14 protein-coding genes are annotated in these 18,053 nt (G+C 70.1%); 8 read left to right on the top strand and 6 right to left on the bottom strand.

The features are described from left to right. Nucleotides 1-21: 21 nt before the first annotated feature. The 3 genes from GRC12_RS15015 to GRC12_RS15005 all read right to left on the bottom strand — a co-directional run bounded on the left by GRC12_RS15015 (nt 22) and on the right by GRC12_RS15005 (nt 5,927). Nucleotides 22-3,945, bottom strand: coding sequence for a non-ribosomal peptide synthetase (locus GRC12_RS15015; protein WP_244372862.1), 3,924 nt, complete (start codon nt 3,943-3,945; stop codon nt 22-24). Between the two features lie 310 nt (nt 3,946-4,255). Continuing rightward, entirely contained in the window at nt 4,256-4,645 is a 390-nt protein-coding gene (locus GRC12_RS15010) for a signal peptidase I (protein WP_208779743.1), read from the bottom strand. A gap of 76 nt (nt 4,646-4,721) precedes the next feature. Next, the gene (locus GRC12_RS15005; RefSeq protein WP_208779742.1) at nt 4,722-5,927 is read right to left on the bottom strand and encodes a glycosyltransferase; all 1,206 of its coding nucleotides are present in this window, start codon (nt 5,925-5,927) and stop codon (nt 4,722-4,724) included. 250 nt (nt 5,928-6,177) lie between these two features. On the opposite strand from GRC12_RS15005, the gene GRC12_RS15000 reads away from it, so the two are divergent. From GRC12_RS15000 to GRC12_RS14965, 8 genes are all read left to right on the top strand, one after another. Beyond that, nucleotides 6,178-6,879 carry an NTP transferase domain-containing protein gene (locus GRC12_RS15000; RefSeq protein WP_208779741.1) on the top strand — a complete coding sequence of 234 codons (702 nt, stop codon included), beginning with the start codon at nt 6,178-6,180 and terminating at the stop codon, nt 6,877-6,879. Nucleotides 6,880-7,051: 172 nt separating this feature from the next. Then, nucleotides 7,052-7,591 (top strand): RNA polymerase sigma factor, encoded by a 540-nt coding sequence (locus GRC12_RS14995; RefSeq protein WP_208779740.1) that lies wholly within the window; start codon nt 7,052-7,054, stop codon nt 7,589-7,591. Next, entirely contained in the window at nt 7,588-8,388 is an 801-nt protein-coding gene (locus GRC12_RS14990) for a zf-HC2 domain-containing protein (RefSeq protein ID WP_208779739.1), read from the top strand. Before GRC12_RS14995 ends, GRC12_RS14990 begins: the two co-directional genes overlap by 4 nt. 40 nt (nt 8,389-8,428) lie before the next feature. Continuing rightward, entirely contained in the window at nt 8,429-9,223 is a 795-nt protein-coding gene (locus tag GRC12_RS14985; RefSeq protein ID WP_208779738.1) for an ABC transporter ATP-binding protein, read from the top strand. After that, nucleotides 9,220-10,530 carry a hypothetical protein gene (locus GRC12_RS14980; protein WP_208779737.1) on the top strand — a complete coding sequence of 437 codons (1,311 nt, stop codon included), beginning with the start codon at nt 9,220-9,222 and terminating at the stop codon, nt 10,528-10,530. Before GRC12_RS14985 ends, GRC12_RS14980 begins: the two co-directional genes overlap by 4 nt. Further along, on the top strand, nt 10,527-11,123 hold the full coding sequence (locus tag GRC12_RS14975; RefSeq protein WP_208779736.1) for a hypothetical protein: 597 nt from the start codon (nt 10,527-10,529) through the stop codon (nt 11,121-11,123). The genes GRC12_RS14980 and GRC12_RS14975 overlap by 4 nt, the downstream gene beginning before the upstream one ends. Nucleotides 11,124-11,704: 581 nt before the next feature. Then, nucleotides 11,705-12,670 (top strand): alpha/beta hydrolase, encoded by a 966-nt coding sequence (locus GRC12_RS14970; protein WP_208779735.1) that lies wholly within the window; start codon nt 11,705-11,707, stop codon nt 12,668-12,670. Between the two features lie 523 nt (nt 12,671-13,193). Next, complete coding sequence (locus GRC12_RS14965) at nt 13,194-15,383, top strand: MMPL family transporter (RefSeq protein WP_208779734.1); 2,190 nt, start codon at nt 13,194-13,196, stop codon at nt 15,381-15,383. Between the two features lie 54 nt (nt 15,384-15,437). Here the strand turns inward: GRC12_RS14965 and GRC12_RS14960 are convergent, their stop codons facing one another. The 3 genes from GRC12_RS14960 to GRC12_RS14950 all read right to left on the bottom strand — a co-directional run. After that, complete coding sequence (locus GRC12_RS14960; protein ID WP_208779733.1) at nt 15,438-16,991, bottom strand: MGH1-like glycoside hydrolase domain-containing protein; 1,554 nt, start codon at nt 16,989-16,991, stop codon at nt 15,438-15,440. An 80-nt stretch (nt 16,992-17,071) separates the two neighbouring features. Beyond that, nucleotides 17,072-17,848, bottom strand: coding sequence for an NPP1 family protein (locus tag GRC12_RS14955; RefSeq protein ID WP_208779732.1), 777 nt, complete (start codon nt 17,846-17,848; stop codon nt 17,072-17,074). Then, nucleotides 17,830-18,053 (bottom strand): hypothetical protein (locus GRC12_RS14950; RefSeq protein WP_208779750.1); only part of this gene is annotated, 224 nt, incomplete at its 5' end. The genes GRC12_RS14955 and GRC12_RS14950, both read right to left, overlap by 19 nt.

Raw genomic sequence — 18,053 nt, 5'->3', positions numbered from 1 at the left:
GGGACGTTTCGACGCGCGGTTTCATCGTGCATCCTCCGACGTGCCTGAAGGGGCGTCCGGGCCGGGGACGGCGGCCAGCCGGTGCAGTTCGGCGGTGAGGACAGCTGCGACGCGGGGCAGTTCGTCGCTCTCCAACATGTCCCAGTGACCGCAGGCGACCGGCTCGACCGCGAACTCACCGTTGACGCGCTGCCGCCAGAACGCGCGTAGACGGGCGGCGGCATGCTCGACGTCCGTCTCTTCGTCCTCCACGGCCGTGGCCTGCAACAGCACGACACGGGCGGGGGACGCGGGGACGACGTAGTCGCGCCCCGTCTCACGATGGTGGTTGTAGACGGTCAGGTACCGGGTCACCTGCTCGTCGTCGATGCCCGGGTACATGCCGTTGAAGCGCACCAGCTTCTCCCGGAACTCCGCCATACCGACCGGCGTGATCGCGGCGCGCTGTTCGTCGTCCTGGGCGCCGTGGGTGTCGAGAAGGACCACGCTCACCTTCTCGTGTCCGGCCGTCACCAGCCGGCGGCCCATCTCGTACGCGATCAGACCGCCGTAGGAGAGCCCGCACAGCACCAGTGCCTCGTCGGTGCGGGGTGCGACCAGCCGCAGATACTCCTCGGCCATGGCCTCGACGCCGGGCAGGGTGGACTCACCGGGGTTGATGCCGGGAGCCTGGAGCCCCACGACGCCTATGTCGTCGGCCAGTTCGGCGGACAGGGGCAGGTAGCAGAAGGCGGTGCCGCCGGCGGGGTGCACGCACACCACGCGCTGCAGGCCGCCGCCCGCGCGGAATTCGACCAGGCTGCTGAGCTCGGCGGACTGCGCGGCGTCGCCGCCGTCGGCGCGCACGCGCTCGGCGAGCGCCTCGATGGTCGGGTGCAGCATGACGTCCCGGACGGGCAGGGTGAAGCCGAGCTCCTCCCGGACGGCGGATGCCATCTTGATCGCCGATATCGAAGTGCCGCCGAGCTCGAAGAAGTTGTCACCGATGCCGATGTCGGGGTGAAGCAGGATCCGCCGCCACACCCGGTACAGGGCCATTTCGACATGGTCGCGGGGCGCGGCCGTGTTGACCCGGCCCGTGTGGGCTGCCGCGGCGGCGCGCAGCACCGCCGTCCGGTCCACCTTGCCGCTGTTGTTCAACGGCAGTCGCGGGAACTCGGCAACGGCGGCGGGGATCATGTAGTCCGGCAGGCGGTCCTTGAGGGCCGCACGCCACTCGTACGGCATCCGCGTGCGCTCGGCGTCACATCCCACGCCGGCGACCAGGCGAGGACCACCCGGCGTGTCACGATCGGCCAGAACGACGGCCTCGCGCACCCCGGGGACCGCCAGCAGTGCCGCTTCGACCTCTCCCGGTTCGATGCGGAATCCGCGCAGCTTGAGCTGGTCGTCCCGGCGGCCGACGTATTCGGCGTTGCCGTCCGGCAGCCAGCGCGCCAAGTCGCCGGTGCGGTAGAGGCGTTCACCGGGGACGAAGGGGTCGGGCACGAAGAGTTCGTCGGTGAGGTCGGGGCGGTTGAGATAGCCGCGGGCCAGGCTCGCACCACCGAGGTAGACCTCTCCGGTGACTCCCACGGGTACCGGACGCATCCGGTCGTCGAGCAGGTACAGACGGGTGCCGCGCAGTGGTCGCCCGATGGGACACGACCGCTCGTAGGGCTGGGGGTCGGTGTACGCGGTGGAGTAGAGGGTGGCCTCGGTCGGGCCGTAGCCGAAGCAGATGCGCAGGCCGGGCAGCAGTTCACGCATGCGGTGCAGGGTGGTCTCCGGCAGGGACTCCACACCGGTGAGGAGCTGACGCAGGCTCGATCCGGCGAGGCGCGCGGCCGGGTCCTCGCCGATCCACTGGACGTAGGACGGGGGCAGGAACGCCTGGGTGACCTTGCGTTCGCGCATCCACTCCAGCAACGACCCGGGGTCTGCGCGGAGTTCGTCGGGGACCAGGTGGAGGACGGCGCCGGTGGTCAGCGGGACGAGGAGTTCGTGCACCGACGCGTCGAAGCCGATGCTGGACCAGGCCGACGAGGCCTCGCCCGGGGCGTCCCCCATGAGGTCGCGCCAGTGGTCGAAGAGATTGACGACGCTTCCGTGCGTCACCGCCACACCCTTGGGCCGGCCGGTCGATCCCGAGGTGTAGATGACGTAGGCGAGCCGCGCTGTGTCCGTGCCGATGGCCGGCGCATCGTCGTGGGCCCCCTCGGCTTCCACGCTCGCCAGACGCTCCCACGGGTGTCCGACGTCCGCGGCGTCCCCCTGGTCGGTCAGCACGAGGACCGGTGCCGCGTCGCCGACCATGGCCGCGAGCCGCTCCGGGGGCTGGGCGGGGTCGAGGGGCAGGTAAGCGGCTCCGGCCTTGAGGATCCCGAGCACACCGACGACGAGGTCGGTGGAGCGTCCGGCGTGCAGGCCCACCACACGGTCAGGGCCGGCACCGCGGGCGATCAGGGCGTGGGCGAGACGGTTGGCCCGGCGGTCGAGTGTCGCGTAGTCCAGCTCGACGTCACCGGCCACCACCGCACACTGGCCCGGTCGTTCACGGACCTGCGCGGTGAAGCGCTCCAGCACGCCCGCCGATGCCGGTCCGGTCACGGCGGGCCCGGTGCTGAAGGCGGCGAGGATCGCCCGCTGCTCGTCCTCGTCGAGCAGTGTCAGGTCGGCGATCTCTGCATCGGGCCGCTCGGTCATCAGCCGCAGCACGCGCAGGAATTGACGTACATACCGTTCGATGGTCGCCCGGTCGAAGAGCGCCACCGCGTAGTCGATCTCTCCGGTGAGTTGCCGGCCCTCGTCGGCCAGGGCCAGGACCATGTCGAACTTCGCGGGTACGTGGGCGGCGTCCTCTCGTAACTCGACCTCCAGACCTGGGAGTTCGAGTTCCTTCCGCATGGACGGGACCCAGGCGAACATCGTCTGGAACAGGGCCGTGCAGGCGGGGCTCCGCGGTGGGTTGACCAGTTCGACGACTCGCTCGAAGGGGAGGTCGACGTTCTTGAGGGCGTCACGGATCCGCTCGTTCACCCGCTTCAGGGCGTCCCTGACCGTGGGGGAGCCGGACAGGTCCGCGCGCAGGGCGAGGGTGTTGACGAAGAAGCCGATCAGACCCTCGACGTCCCCGCGTCGCCGGTTCGACGTGGGAGCGCCGACCACGATGTCGTCCTGCCCGGAGAGCAGGGACAGCAGCACGGACCAGCCGGTCAGGACGGTGGCATAGAGGGAGACATCGTTGTCGGACGACAGCGCGCGCAGGGCCAGCGTCAGGTCCTCGTCGACCGTCACGGCCAACCGGGCGCCGCGGAAGTCCTGTTCGGGCGGGCGGGGTCGATCGGTGGGAAGGGTGATCACGGCCGGGCTGCCGGCCAGCGCGGCGGTCCAGTAGTCGGCCTGTGAGGTGGGCTCGTCTCCCGACATCCACTGCCACTGCCACCGGGTGTAATCGCTGTACTGCCAGGTCAGTTCGGGCAGCGAGACGGCCCGCCCCCGCTGAAGGGCGTCGTACACCAGGCCCAGCTCCTTCAGCAGCAGGGACCGGGACCAGCCGTCGAAGATGATGTGATGTGCCGTCAGGATCAGCACGTGATGGGTCGGTCGGAGCGCGATCAGGCAGCCGCGCGCCATGGGTTCCTCGCCCAGGCGGAACGGGGTGCCCTCCACCTCCAGCCGTATACGTGTCAACCGTTCAGCCACGTCGGGCAGTTCGGTCAGGTCCTCGAAGGTCACCGGGAAACCCGTGTCCGGCGGATCGACCACCTGGAGAGCCGAGCCCTCGGCGGGGACCAGCCGGGTGCGCAGGGCCTCGTGCCGGGCCGCGAGCAGATGAAGCGCCTTGATGAGCAGGTCCCGGTCCAGCGGTCCCCGGATGTCGAAGGGCATCGGCTCGTTGTAGGCGGCGCTGGCGTCTCCGTCCATGCGCGCCATGACCCACAGACGCTCCTGCGCCAGCGACAAGGGCGCGGATTCTGTCTCTTCGCCGGAATGATTACTGACTGCGATTCGGGGTAAATTCACGGATTACCCTTCACGAGAAGAGAACGCGACGGACGTCGGTCGCGGTGTTACCGGAGTATCAGGCTGACGTCCGGAATACAGGCGTTGCAGCCCCAGCAGACGGGATCATTTTCCGTGATGCTAAATGTGCTCCGATTAAGCGGTCAACGGTGACCAATGCCACAACCAATAACCGAGGGAATCCCGTTTGCGCTCGGCAAACGACATTAAGGGGCTTGCATGAGATAGCGGACCACACGCGGCCAATGGTTCACTTCGGTCGTTCCTCGCCCTTTCCGTCGGGGACGGCGTAACCGGCCACGGAAGGCCATCGCACGGTGATCACCACGGAGTCCTCCTCGGCGAACCAGGAGTGGTCCACCCCCTGGCCCCAGACGACGTAGTCGCCCTGCCGCTCCAGAACCACGCTGCGTCCGGGGAACTCCAGACGAAAGCGTCCGGTGATGAGGACCAGCAGAGCTGTCCGCATCTCGCCCTTCACCCACTGCGCGCGTTGCTCACCGCGTGAATGGACGCCCCATTTCACCTCGACCGCGTCACTGTGCCGGGGATCGCCCTGCTCCTTGAAGTGCCCGAGCAGCCACCCCCGGTCCATTGCCGCGTCCTTGCCCGCACTGCCTACATACACACCGTCGTCCATGAACGCGAACGCTAGCAATCGACGGCGCGGTATCGGCGCTCGGAGTGCTCAACCGCGCACCCAAGACCGGTGCCGGTCACCGCGACCGTTCGACCAACCGATGTGCGGCCACCTCCGCTCCGTCAGTGCGGACACGGCTCCCCAGAACCTTCGCGCGCGCCCGGGTCTCCGGCGACAGAGCGCTCTTGAGCGCGATGCCCAGCGATTCGACGGTCGTGGCCGGAGCGTCGAGGGCCGCACCGAGGTCCAGTGCCGCCACCCGGCCGGCCCAGTACGGGTTGTCCGACAGCTGGAGCGGTATCACCACTTGCGGCGCGCCCGCCCGCGCCGCCGTCAGCGTGGTACCCGCGCCCCCGTGGTGGACCACAGCGGCCACCTTGCCGAACAGGCTCTGATGGCTGACCTCGCCGATGGTGAAGCAGTCGTCCCCGTCGTCGACGAGATCCAGGCCCGCCCAGCCACGGGACACGAGCACGCGGTACCCCAGAGCGCGGATCGCCTCGACGGCCATGCCCCCGACGCCCTCGGCCGGGGACATGCTGCCGAAGCCGACATAGACCGGCGGACCGCCCGCGTCCAGAAACCGCACCAGGTCCGCCGGGAGGGGGCGCTCGTCAGGGAGCGTCCAGGCGCCGGTCTGTACGACGTCGAGGCCGGGGGTCTGCGGCCACGGCCCCAGTACGGGATCGGCCGCGAGCCACGGGCGGTCGGTGAGGATGTGATCGCGCACGTTGTCCACCGGCGGCAGACCGAGCGCCGTCCGGTGGCGGTTGAGCGCGTCGCCGAACTGCGCGTTGACGTTCCGCGCGTCCGCCTCCCACAGGGTCCGGTTGTCGGCGGCCTCGGGCTCCGGCCAGCCCGGCCGCGGAGGCGGCGCATGGTGCGGCGACGGCAGGTGAACCGCCGCGTAGCTGACGTACACGTAGGGGATCCCCGCGGCCTCGGCCACGGATCGTGCGCCGACCTGCCCCAGGCCCGCCGCCACCACCACGTCGCATCCGTCGAAGGCCGCGGGGAAGGCGGCGAACTGGGTCTCGACCAACTCGTTCCGGTAGCGGGCCAGATCCGTCGCCGAGGGCAGGGCCTTGCCGCGCATCAACTCCCGGACGGGTGGCCCGACCGGCACGGACTCCACCCCGATACCCGCCAGCCGCTGGGCGAACTCCTCGGCCGGCGGGGCACACATCCGCACCGCCACGCCCAGCGCCCGTAACCGCACCGCGAGGGCCAGCAGCGGTTCAACATCGCCCCGTGTCCCGTAAGTGGACAACAGCACCCGCATGGAGAGTCCTCTTTCGTCGGGCCTACCGCGGTCGTCACCTCACCTCATCGCGCTTGATCGCTCCGGTCAACTCGACGATTTCGCCGCACAGTTGGACCTTCCGGAGTTACCGGGAACCGGCATCTCGGTGGCTGTGGTCGCGTGCCGGTGCAGGTGATGCCGGAGGTTCGGCGTCGGTCGGCCCTGGGCAGTCTGTGCTCGGCGAGTTGTGCAAGGTCACCCATCGTCCACACGACCGGAGTGCTACGCGATGCAGAGTTCGTCCCCATCCGTACCCGACGTCTCGGTCATCCTGCCCTGTGCCGGATACGGAACGCGTTTCGGGGCTCCCTATCCGAAGGAACTGCACTGTCTGGCTCCCGGGGTCACCGTGCTGGACCGCAGCCTGGAAGCCGTGGTGGAACTCGCCAAGAGCGGACTCAACGTGCGCCTGGTCGTCGTCTTCGCAACGCACAAGCTGGAGACGGTGAGTTATCTCGCCCGCTATGCCGACACCTTCCAGATGGTCTTCGTCTACCAGGACGAGTCGTTCGGACCCGGTCTCGACGGGGCGATCCGCTCCGCCCTGCCGATGACCCAGGGACCGGTGGCCCTCGTCCTGCCCGACATCGTTGTCGCCGGGTCGGACACCCCGGGCAAACTCCTCGACGCCTTACGGCACGTGGAGGTGGCGGGCTGGAGCGTGGTGGCCGCCGAGGAACGGGATCACGACACGCTGCGGCAGATGGGGGCGTTGGCCGTGGCCGAAGCGGGCGGGGTGCTGACCGTGGGGGCGGCCACCGACAAGCCGGCCGATCCCTCGGGCTTCAACGCGTTCTGGGGCATGGTGGCCGTCACCGAGAGCGAGGCGCACAAGCTGCCCGACGTCGTGGGCACCGGCACGAACCCGTTGGCCGGTGCGGTCGCTCTCATGGTCGAGGGGATCGTCAACTACAACACCCCCGCGGGCTGAGTCGTCCGTCGCGCAGCCAGGGCTTGGCAAGGGGTTACTCCGGCCGTACTGCCGGCTCCTGTTCGCTCTGATGGCCCACGCACAGGTCCAGGAAGGCAGGTTCCTTCGCCAGGCGGCGAGGCGGCCGAGAACCCGAATGGAAGATCGTTTCGTCTCCCTGATCGTGAAAGGCATGACAGGCCTCGAAGAGGCGGAACTCGTGCGTCGCGTCGCCGACGGTGACCGGGCGGCGTTCGACGAGTTGTACCGGCGTACCTCACCCTGGTTGGCGGTGCGGCTGCGCCGTCGCTGCGCGGACGAGGACGTCGTCGCCGACGTGCTCCAGGAGACCTATCTGGCGGTGTGGCGCGCGGCCGGCAGCTATGCGGGCTCCGTGACCGAGGGCAGTGCGGTCGGCTGGCTCTGGTCGATCGCTGCGAACCGACTCGTCGACGCCTTCCGTCGGCGCGCCCGCCAGGAGCGGGTGCCGGTCGTCGCCCTGCTCGAGACGACCGCTCCGGCCGCCGAGGACGAGGTGATGGCGACCCGCGTCGACCAGAACTTCGAACAGGCGCTGCTGCGGCTGCCGCCGGAGTTGCGGCAGGTACTGCAGGCCATGGTGCTGGACGACCTGTCGGTGCGACAGACGGCGGTGCTGCTCAGCGTGCCGGAGGGCACGGTCAAGACCCGCGCACGTCGGGCCCGGATCGCGCTGCGGGAGGCGCTGTCATGACTCATCCGTCCACCATGCTTCTGGCCCGCTACGCGGACGGCGGCCCGGGGCTCGACGACGCCGCGCTCTGGTCGATCGAGGTCCATCTCGACGTGTGCGCCGACTGCCGCGCGCAGCTGGCCGCCCACGCCTCCCCGGCCACGAGGGATCTGCTCGATCGTGTCGCCGTCTCGCTCGACCGGGCGCTCGAAGCGAGCCCGTCGCCGGCCCGTCGGCGTACCCGCGCAGGGGCCGTCCACCGGCGGTGGCTCGCCTGGACGCTGCTGCCATGGCTCGCGGTGACGGCCGCGGTGCTGGGCTGTGGCGTGCTCCTCGACGCCGCCGAACCGAGCCTGCCGTCGCTGGTGCTGCTGCTGGCTCCGGTGGCCCCGCTGCCCGGCGTCGCGGTGGCCTGGAGCCGCCGGACCGATCCGGCCTGGGAACTGATCGCCGCCACACCCGCGGCCGGCCTGGCCATGGTTCTGCGGCGGACACTGGCGGTGCTCCTCGTGGTGCTTCCGGCGTTGCTGATGGCGGGGGCGAGTACCGGAACCTCGCTGGCCCTCACCCTCCTGCCGTGCCTGGCGTTCACGGTGGCCACCCTTGTGCTCGGCGCCCTCATCGGGGTACAACGCGCGGCGATCGCCCTTGCGTTGACCTGGTGTGCGGCAGTCCTGCTGCCGAGCGTGGCGGCGCGTTCCCTGTCACCGGTACTGCAGCCGGGCAGCACCGCCGTCTGGGCGGCGACCACCGTGGCTCTCGCCGCGTTCACCCCGCTCGCTGCCTCCCCCTTCCGGCGCCTGCGCAGCGGCAACTGACCTTCCGTCAACCAGATCACAGGACCAACAGGAGAGACCCATGCGGGCGATGAGTGCTGCCGAAACGGCCCCCACCCTTCATCCTTGGCCAGTCCACGCGCAAGGCCTGCGGGTCCGGGCGGGCCGCCATCCGGCCGTCGACGGACTCGACTTGGCGCTGAGCGCCGGAGTGCATGGGGTGCTCGGCCCGAACGGCGCCGGCAAGACCACGCTGATGCGCGCGTTGTCCACCGTCGTCAAACCCGCCGCCGGCTCGTTGACGCTGCTCGGCGCGCAGGCCGACGGCCGTGCCGACCTGCGCGGGATACGCCGCAGACTGGGGTATCTGCCGCAGCAGTTCGGCTTCTACCCGCGGTTCACCGTCCGCGAGTTCGTTGCCTACATGGCCTGGCTCAAGGAAATGCCGAAGACCGCGATCCCCGACGCCGTGCAACGCGCGATCGACCGGGTGGGTTTGACGGCCAAGGCCGACAAGAAGATGAAGACACTGTCCGGCGGCATGGTGCGCCGGGCCGGCATCGCCCAGGCCATCGTGAACGACCCCGAGCTGCTGCTGCTCGACGAGCCGACCGTCGGACTCGACCCCGAACAGCGTCTCGACTTCCGCGACCTGCTGCGTGCCCTGGGCGCCGACAGCTGTGTGCTGGTCTCCACCCACCTCGTCGAGGATGTCGTCGCAGCCTGCACCGATGTCATCCTCATGAACGAAGGCCGACTTCTCTTCCAGGGCACCCCCGACGACCTGATCGCCCGAGGTGGGGACGGCGACGCGGGCGACAGCCCGGCGGAACGCGGCTACTCCGCCCTCCTGCGCCGGCACCGGAGCAACGCGTGAACCGTATCCTCGCCATCGAGTTCCGGCGGTCGGCCGCTCTCGGCGCAGCGTTCCTGATCACCGTCGCCGGTACGATCCTCCTCCAGGTGACCGCATCACGATGGTCCGCCGGGTGGATGGCGCTGGCCATGACGCAGCGCGAGTACCTCGCGCTGCTCTCGCCCCTCGCGATGGCCGCCGGTGCCTGGCAGTCCTATCGCGTGCACCGGGCCAACGTCGACGAACTGTTCGCCAGCGCGTCCCGCCCGCGACCGCAACGCATGGTGCCGATCCTGGTCACGACCGGCCTGGCGGTGATCGTCGCGTACCTGATCACGCTCCTCACGGCGGCACCACGGATCGCCGACACGGCACGCTACCTGCCGTCGGCCGCGTATGTCGTCGTAGCCGTCGGACTGGTCGCGATGATCGCCTCCGTCTGGCTCGGGCTGGCCGTCGGACGGCAGGTGCCGGCGCTCGCCACCGCGCCCGCGCTCGCCGTGACCGGCTTCGCGCTGCTCATCCTCGCCCCCCAAGCCCTCCCGGACGGCGGGATGACGGCGGCGTTCTCCCCGAGCATGGGAATGAGCGTCTTCAGCGACTACGACACCGTCGACGGCCAGGTCAGCGGTGCCCAGGGGCTGTGGATGGCCGCGATCGCGGGGGGCGCCGTCGTGCTCTTCGCCGTCCAGAACCGTAGGTTCGCGTTCGCCGCGCTGGTGCCGCTGGCCGTCGGGGCGACCGCCACGGCCCTGGTCGTGCCGACCGGCGATGCCTACGAGCGCGGGAGGCTCGACCCCGTCGCCCAGGAACTGGTGTGCACCGACGTAGCCCCACTGGTCTGCCTCAGCAGGGCCCACGAAGCGTTGCTGCCCGAGGTCGCCCCCAAGGCACGGCGTGCCTTGGCCCTCCTTTCGAGGACATCGGCCGTCGAGGCACACGAGGACACCAGCACACTCTTCCCGCCCACCTCACCGAAGTGGCGGGCCGACACCGTGCTGATGAGGATCACACTGGACCACCATGGTCGCCTCGCCCACCCGGGCCGGCTCGTACCGGCGATGCTCACAGGAGCGTTCACCGGCCGGGGCAACTGCGGTGACAGGGCGAACGTCCCGGTCGCCACCGCTGCGGCCTTCTGGCTGCTCGACCGGAGGCCGACCGCCGGTCCCGACGGCCTCGAATACGTCGACCCGGAGGCCGTCAAGCTCTGGACGGCACTGCGGACCCTGCCGCGGGCCGAGGCCGGGGCCCGGGTCACCGCTGTCTATCGGGCTGCCCAGAAGTGCCAGGTCACGACCGGTCTTCTGATCCGAGGTGCCCGATGAGAGGGCTGACGCTCTACGTCCGCTCACGCCAGGTGCCGGCGGCGCTGGGCGCGGCGACCGCGGGCACCGTCATCGCATGGCTGCTGGCAACCGTCTTCGGCGGCCAGGGCGAGGTCGGGCGGACCGTACTCGTGCTGACGGTCCTGCTCCTGGTCTCCGTCGTCACCACCACCCTCGGCGGCCCCGACGACACCCTGGACCGTACGGCGGCGAGGCCATGGGCAAGTCTGCGGATGTCCCACCTGGCAGCCGCCCTGACATGCGTACTCCTGCTCCTGCTGGTCACGCTGTTGACCGGCACGCGGTTCGGTCCCGTTGGATGTGTGTTCCGTGACGCGGCCGGCCTGCTGGGACTGACCGCCCTGGGGACGGCCGCGGTCGGCACCGCTCGGTCATGGTTCCTGCCTCTCGGGTGGACACTCGGCGCGGTGGTGTTCCCGGGCATGGGCATGGTGGGGGAGACGCTGACCTGGCAGACGCAGGCCTCCGACAGCCGACCGGCGGCCATGGTCGCGGCCCTTCTCGCCACCGCCGGAACCACCGCCTACGTCAGCCGAGGCCCACGCCACCGAACATCGCCGGAACCCGTCTGAGCAGGGCCCGGTCAAGGCGCCCGAAACACCGAGCCGCCAGAACTGCCTCTGGACTGACAGTGGTTGTCCCGCCGGGGTGGGCAGGAGCGGACTCCAGGCCTCCGGGCCTGTTCCAGGAGCAGGCGGGCCGCGTTCCTGCCGATCTCGCGCCCCGCCTGGTCGACTCGTCAGGGAGATCGGGCCGAGCGTGGCGAACGTGGTGTTGTCGTATCCCGCCACGGAGATGTCGCCGGGTGCCGACAGCCCGGCCTCGGCGACCGCCTCCAACCGGGCTCTTCTTCGGCCTGCTGTTCGGCTTCACGCTGCTCGCGGCGGTGACCGGCCTGGCCTGGGTACCCCGGCTGCCGAAGGCGTCAGGTCCCCGGCAGAACCCCGTGTCAACGCCTGAGCCCTCGCCGCTCACCGACGCCCTCCCGACCAGCAGACCGCTTCAGCCGCCTGACTCGTCGGCCTGCTCGCAACGATCGGGGGCAGTCGTCGACGTGGCCCTGGACGCTGTCGCCACCACGACGACATCGCCCGGGCCGCGCCGGAAGCCCGCGGTCGCCGCGGCGCCGTACCCGCCATGAGGAGGACCTCCGATGGTCATGCGTCCCCCGCCCTTCGACCGCGAACTCGTCCCTGAGCTCGAGGCGATCCGTGCCTGGCTGCCACCCACCGTGACGCCGGACATGATCGGGGCCGGACGGCGCACGGACGGACCGTTCCCGCCGCCGTCCAACGAGGAGCTGGCCTGCGGCGGCCGCTTCGAGGTCGAGGAGCGGACGGTCCCCGGTCCGCCGGGCGCGCCGGAGGTGCCCTTGCTGATCTGCCGGCCCACCACCGCGACCGCACCACGCCCGATCGTCTACAACATCCATGGCGGCGGGATGGTGGCGGGCTCCCACCGGCTGGGCCTACCGCTCGACTGGGCGGAGGCACTGGATCTGGTCGTGGTGTCCGTGGAGTACCGGCTCGCCCCCGAACACCCGCACCCGGCTCCCGTGGAGGACTGTTACGCGGGGTTGCTGTGGACGGCCGAGCACGCCAAGGAGATCGGCGGCGACCCTGACCGCGTCATCCTGGCGGGCGGCAGTGCCGGAGGAGGGCTCGCCGCGGCCGTGGCGCTGCTCGCCCGCGACCGCAACGGACCGCAGGCGATCGGGCAAGTACTGATGTCCCCCATGCTCGACGACCGCAACGACACCCCCTCGGCCCACCAGATGGCCGGCGTGGGCGTGTGGGACCGCACGTCCAACGAGACGGGGTGGGGAGCGCTGCTGGGCGAGGCGCGGGGTGGCGCCGACGTCTCCCCGTACGCGGCCCCCGCCCGCGCGGACGACCTGTCCGGGCTGCCGCCGGCCTTCATCGACGTCGGCTCGGCCGAGACCTTCCGAGACGAGGACGTCGCCTACGCCAGCCGCATCTGGCAGGCCGGCGGCATCGCCGAACTGCATGTATGGCCGGGCGGATTCCACGGTTTCGACGGCATGGTCCCGCAGGCCGCGCTCTCCCGGGACGCGAAAGCGGCACGACTGCGGTGGCTGCGCCGACTGCTGGGCGAGTGACCCCCTGGTCGTCCTCTGCCCGCGGCGGTCCGAAGGCGCTGCTCGGGTGCGCCGATGTCTGACCACCGCACCTCAATACCCCACGGTGAACCGTCTGTTGAGGTGTCGCGGGTTCTCGAGCTCGTCCACCAGGGCCACCGCGTAGTCCTCCCACGAGCTACGGCCTCGCCGTCCTCGCCGGTGATCGGCGGTCGAGGCCGGTGCGGTAGGTGCCGGTGCGGTCGCCGGAGGCGAAGTGCGCTTGAACTCCTCGGGAAAGCGGGCGAGTCGAAGAACCGCACACCGTCGCCGTTCAGAAGGCACGGCCACCCGCCACACCGGCACGAGCCCGGGTGCCTTCCGCCGCACTCACAATGCGGCCGAATCCCACGAGAGATCTTTCTCCAAGGTCACTACGATGTGACCGAAGACAACCGAGCGACCGGTGCACTGGGGGAGTGCCCCGTGTGCCGGTCGGGGTCGCCGATGCCAGGGTCCGCTCCCCGGGCTGCGGTGATCTTCCTGCCCCAGGAGGACCTTCCGCATGTTCCGACGTATTGGCACCGCGGTCGTCCGACATCCCGTCTGGACGATCGTGGCATGGCTGATCGCGGCGGTGGCCATCGTCGCCACCGCTCCAAGTCTGCCCTCGAACAGCGACGAGAGCAGTTTCCTGCCCAAGAGTTACGAGTCCATCAAGGCCGCGGACCTGCAGGAGAAGGCGTTCCCCAGCGCCTTCACCCCGTCCGCGATCGCGCTCTACCAGCGCACCGACGGCGGAAAGCTGACCGCCGAAGACAAGCAGGACGTCGCCCGGATCACCACCGAGCTGGGCAACAAGCACATCGACCAGGTGCAGAAGGTCGTCCCCGGCCAGCCGTCCAAGGACGGCAGGTATGACCTGACCCTGGTCCAGATGGACAGCAAGAACGCCGGCCAGCCCAAACAGGCCGACGCCGCCAAGGTGTTGCGCGACGACGTCAAACAGCTGGCGAAAGGCACCAATCTGGAGGTGAAGCTCGGCGGGTCGGCCGCACAGGCCCTCGACCAGCAGGACTCATCCAAGCGCGGTGAGGCGCTGATCGGCATCGGCACCTTCGTGATCATCCTGGTCACGCTGCTGATCATCTTCCGTGCGCCGATCCTCGCCATCCTGCCGCTGATCACCATCGGCCTGGTGTCGGCGATCGCCAACGGTCTGATCGCCTATGCCACCAAGCTGTTCGGTCTGCAGGCCAACAGCTCCATCTCGTCGATCCTGATCGTGGTGCTGTTCGGCGTGGGCACGGACTACTTCCTGTTCCTGATGTTCCGTTACCGAGAACGCCTGCGCGCCGGTGACGAACCCAAACAGGCCATGGTCAACGCGGTCGGCCGGGTCGGTGAGGCCATCGCGTCCGCCGCCGGCGCGGTCATCATCGCCTTCCTCGCGCTGGCGCTGTCCACGCTGGGCTTCCTCAAGCAGATGGGGCCGGCCCTGGCCATCGCGGTCACTGTCACGCTGATCGCCGGCCTGACCCTGATCCCGGCCGTGGTCTCGCTGATCGGGCCGAAGGTGTTCTGGCCCTCCAAGTCCTGGCGACGGGAGCCGGAGAACGCCCGGTTCGCGGCCCTGGGCCGGGGTGTGCAGCGCCGCCCGGCGCTGACGGCCGCCCTCTCGGGTCTCATCCTGCTGGCCCTGTCGTCCGGCATCCTCGGCTTCCACGCCACCTTCGACCTGGCCTCGGGCTCCATGCCCAAGACCAAGGAGTCGATGGTCGTCCAGGACCAGATGCAGAAGGCGTACTCCGCGGGTGCCGCCGCGCCGACCGACGTCTACCTGTCCAGCACCGACGGCAAGCCGCTGGACAAGTCCGGCTTCACCGCCTACGCGCAGAAGCTCGGCGCGGTGGACGGCGTCGCCTCCGCGCGGATGAACCAGTTGAACAAGGACGGCACCACCGCCGACTTCACGGTCACCCTCAAGTACGAGGCGTCCACGGACAAGGCGATCGACGCCGTCGGCGAGGTGCGCGACGTCGCCCACGCCAACGCGCCGGACGGCACCAAGGCACTCGTCGGTGGCATGTCCTCGATCTACAAGGACATCGACACGGCGGTCAACCACGACTACCGGACCGTCTTCCCCGTCGCCGCCGTTCTGATCATGGTCATCCTCGGGCTGCTGCTGCGCAGTGTCGTCGCGCCCTGGTACCTGATCGCCTCGGTGGGTCTGGGCTTCGGTGCCACCCTCGGTGCCACCGTGTGGATCTTCCAGGAGGCGCAGGGCAAGTCCGGCCTGATGTTCATGCTCCCGGTGATCATGTATCTGTTCGTGGTCGCGATCGGCACGGACTACAACATCCTCATGATCGCCCGGCTCAGGGAGGAGGCCCGCGAGGGCCGCGAACCCCGGGAGGCGGCCGGTATGGCACTCCGGCACGCCGGGCCGACGGTGGCCGCGGCCGGGTTCATCCTGGCGGCGACCTTCGCCACGATGATGCTGGCCGGCAACTCGCTGCTGACGGAGATGGGTTTCGCGGTCTCCTTCGGTATCGCGGTCGCCGCCTTCGTGATGGCGATGTTCTTCACGCCCAGCCTCACCGCCCTGATCGGACACGCGGCCTGGTGGCCGGGGCACGCCGACCGGGCGCAGGAAGGCGCCGTCCCGGACACCGGATCCCTCGATGCCGGACCGCAGTCCGCCGACAGTGGGGACACCGTCACCCGCGACCCGGCCGGACGCCGCAGCTAGCGGTCCGCCGACGGCACAACAGGTCTGCCGGGCCACCCGGCCCGGCAGACCCCGCTACACCCCGAGGGCCAGCTCCACGGTGTGGTGTCCCGTCCCCTCGGCGGGTACGACGGCTTCGGCCGGCCGCCCGTCCACCAGGCAGTCCAAGACCCGGCCGCCGCCCCCGCGCAGCGCGATGTCGAGCGTCATGCCCCGGTAGCGCAGCCCGCGCAGAGTCACCGCGCCCCACTCCGGCGGCAGACACGGTCGCAGTCGCAGGGCGTCCTCGGCGAAGTCCAGACCGAACAGGCCGTCGTGGATGAGGCGCAGATACGCCGTGACGGACCACGTCTGGTCGGGCTGCGACACGAAGTGCTCGGCCCGCCCGCTGCCGTCCTCCTGCCAGCCGCCGTCGACGGCACCCCTGACGGAGTCGTACAGCTCGTAGAAGCCGTCGCTCGACGTGACCAGCGTGGCGAGCTGTTCGACGGCCCGTGCGAACAGGTCGGTGCGGCCCGCGCTCGCGGCCGCGTTGCCGAACAGGCCGTGCACCATCGGCCACACCATGACGTTGTGCCGTCCCGGCCTGGCGTCGTCGAAGCGCGGGAAGTGCGGCCAGACGTTGACGACGCCGTGCGGCTGCCAGTGGATGTTCTCGAGGATCTGCCCCGCCCGCTGCCCATCGGCCAGCCCGCACAGCAGCGCGAGGGCGAGACCAGCCCCCTCTTGGGAGGCGTCGACCGTGCCGTCGTCTTTGAGGAGGTAGGCGTATGTCCCGGCGTCCGCACGCCACAGATGCCGGTCGACCGCCTGGCGCAGGCGTCGCGCGTCCGCCCGCAGGGACGTTGCCCGAGCCGGCTCGCCGAGGCTGTCGGCCATGTCCGCGAGCGCCGACTGGGCGCCGAAGTAGAGGCAGTTCGTCGACAAGCACAGCAGTCGCTCGGTGCCGGGATGGTCCAGTACGAAGGACGAGCGCACCCAGGCCGAGGCGGGCGGGCTGGGATAGCCGGAGATGCCGTCGTTCATGAAACCGGGCCCGCGGAAGAGTCCGTGGGAGGTGTCGAAGTCCAGAGCCGTGCGCACGGCGAGGGTGCGGTGGGCGGTCCGGTACGCGCGTGCCAGGAAGACGCGGTCGCCGGTGACCATGTAGTGGTGCCGGGCGGCCAGGATCCACACCACCTGGTCCCACCACTGGTCGTCCTGCTGCACCACGAGCCCGTCCGGGCCGCGGTCGACCACCGACCACAGCGTGTTGCGGCCGACGTCCGGCGCGAGCAGGCTCACCGCGTTCCACGCGTTGACGGCGGCGTCCCGGGTCCACCGCTGCGGCGCGGGATACCCGCCCCCGGCCCGTACGACCGTGCCGGGCGGGTAGGCCAGCAGCCCCGCCTTGTCGTAGACCGCCGGGTCGGCGGCGATGGTGTGGGTGTCGGCGAGAGCGGCCAGGGCCCTGGCGTACAGGCCGCCGAGCCTGCGCTGGGTGGTGGGGTCGCCGAAGGTGAGGGAGGGCATGGTGTAGCCGTTCCCCTCGGCCGTGGCCCGCGCACTCGCCGTGCCGAGGGCCGCCACCGCGGCCAGAAAGCTCCGCCGCGTCAGCCGCCCTCGGTCGATCCGTCTTCCCACCGGCATGCTCCGCCCTTCCCGAGCTCCCGGAGCCAGGATGACTCCGGGAGCTGTGGAACGAGCGAACCCCGTCGGCGGTCGCGGGATCAGGCGCTCGGGTCGAACGCGATTCCGGACGGCTTGGCCGAGGTCAGGTGCGCGGTGAAGTTGGCGTCCTTCAGGCCGAAGTTGGCGCTGCCGAAGTCGTACGCGCTCAGCTTGTCACGCAGGCCCGCTGGGTAGCCGTTCCAGCCCACCAGCGGCGGGTACTGCCAGGTGTGCTTGTCGTTCTCCGGCGGCTCGTCGTTCGTGTTGGCGAGACGGAAGTCGTGCGTGCCGATGCCGTCCTTGTGATAGACGATCTTGGCGTGGCTGCCGTCGAAACGGACCTCGGACGCCGCGTGCACCGTGAACGAACCGTGGTTCGACGTCGACACGTACTTGATCTGGCCGTCCTGCACCCAGACCACGACGTGCTCCCAGTCGTTGCGGTGCCCGCCGATGCTGCTGTTCGCGAGGGCCTGGTCCTTCTCGAAGTACAGGCCGTACATATAGGCGCACCAGCCGTTGTTGCACTTGTAGCGCGAGTAGCTGTTGGTGTTGTCCAGGTCGGAGGCGTCGTGGCAATCCCCGCTGAGCGAACCCGTGGGCTTGAGTCCGCCGTTGATGGTGCCGTCCGGGCCGATGGCCGGCGTCGGGTAGCAGCCGTCCGTGTCGTAGTCGAAGGCGGGCTGGTAGGTGAACTCGGCGGCCTCGGCGTTGGCGGGCAGCGCCTTGGGCGGTGCGGCGAAGGCGGCGGTGGGCACGGCGAGAACCAGCGCGGCCGAACCGGCCAGCCCGGTCAGCCATCTCCTGCGGTGTGCCTTCAGTTTCGGTGACGACACTGCGTCCTCCTCCTGGTCGGGGCGCAGCCCAACGGCTGTGGGGGGCAAGGGAGTTCAGCATCCCGGGTTTTCACTTCGGTCGAGTCCTCGACCAGCAGGGCGAATTCGTCGCCGCCGAGTCTGGCCACCAGCGGTGCGCTCGCTCTGGCGTACCCGGCCTCGTCGGCGCACCGCGTCAGCCGTTCGGCGACGGCGGCCAGCAGCC

It is taken from the genome of Streptomyces griseorubiginosus (assembly GCF_017614965.1).
Lineage (GTDB): Bacteria > Actinomycetota > Actinomycetes > Streptomycetales > Streptomycetaceae > Streptomyces > Streptomyces griseorubiginosus_B.
This window is presented reverse-complemented; position numbering and strand designations above follow the sequence as displayed.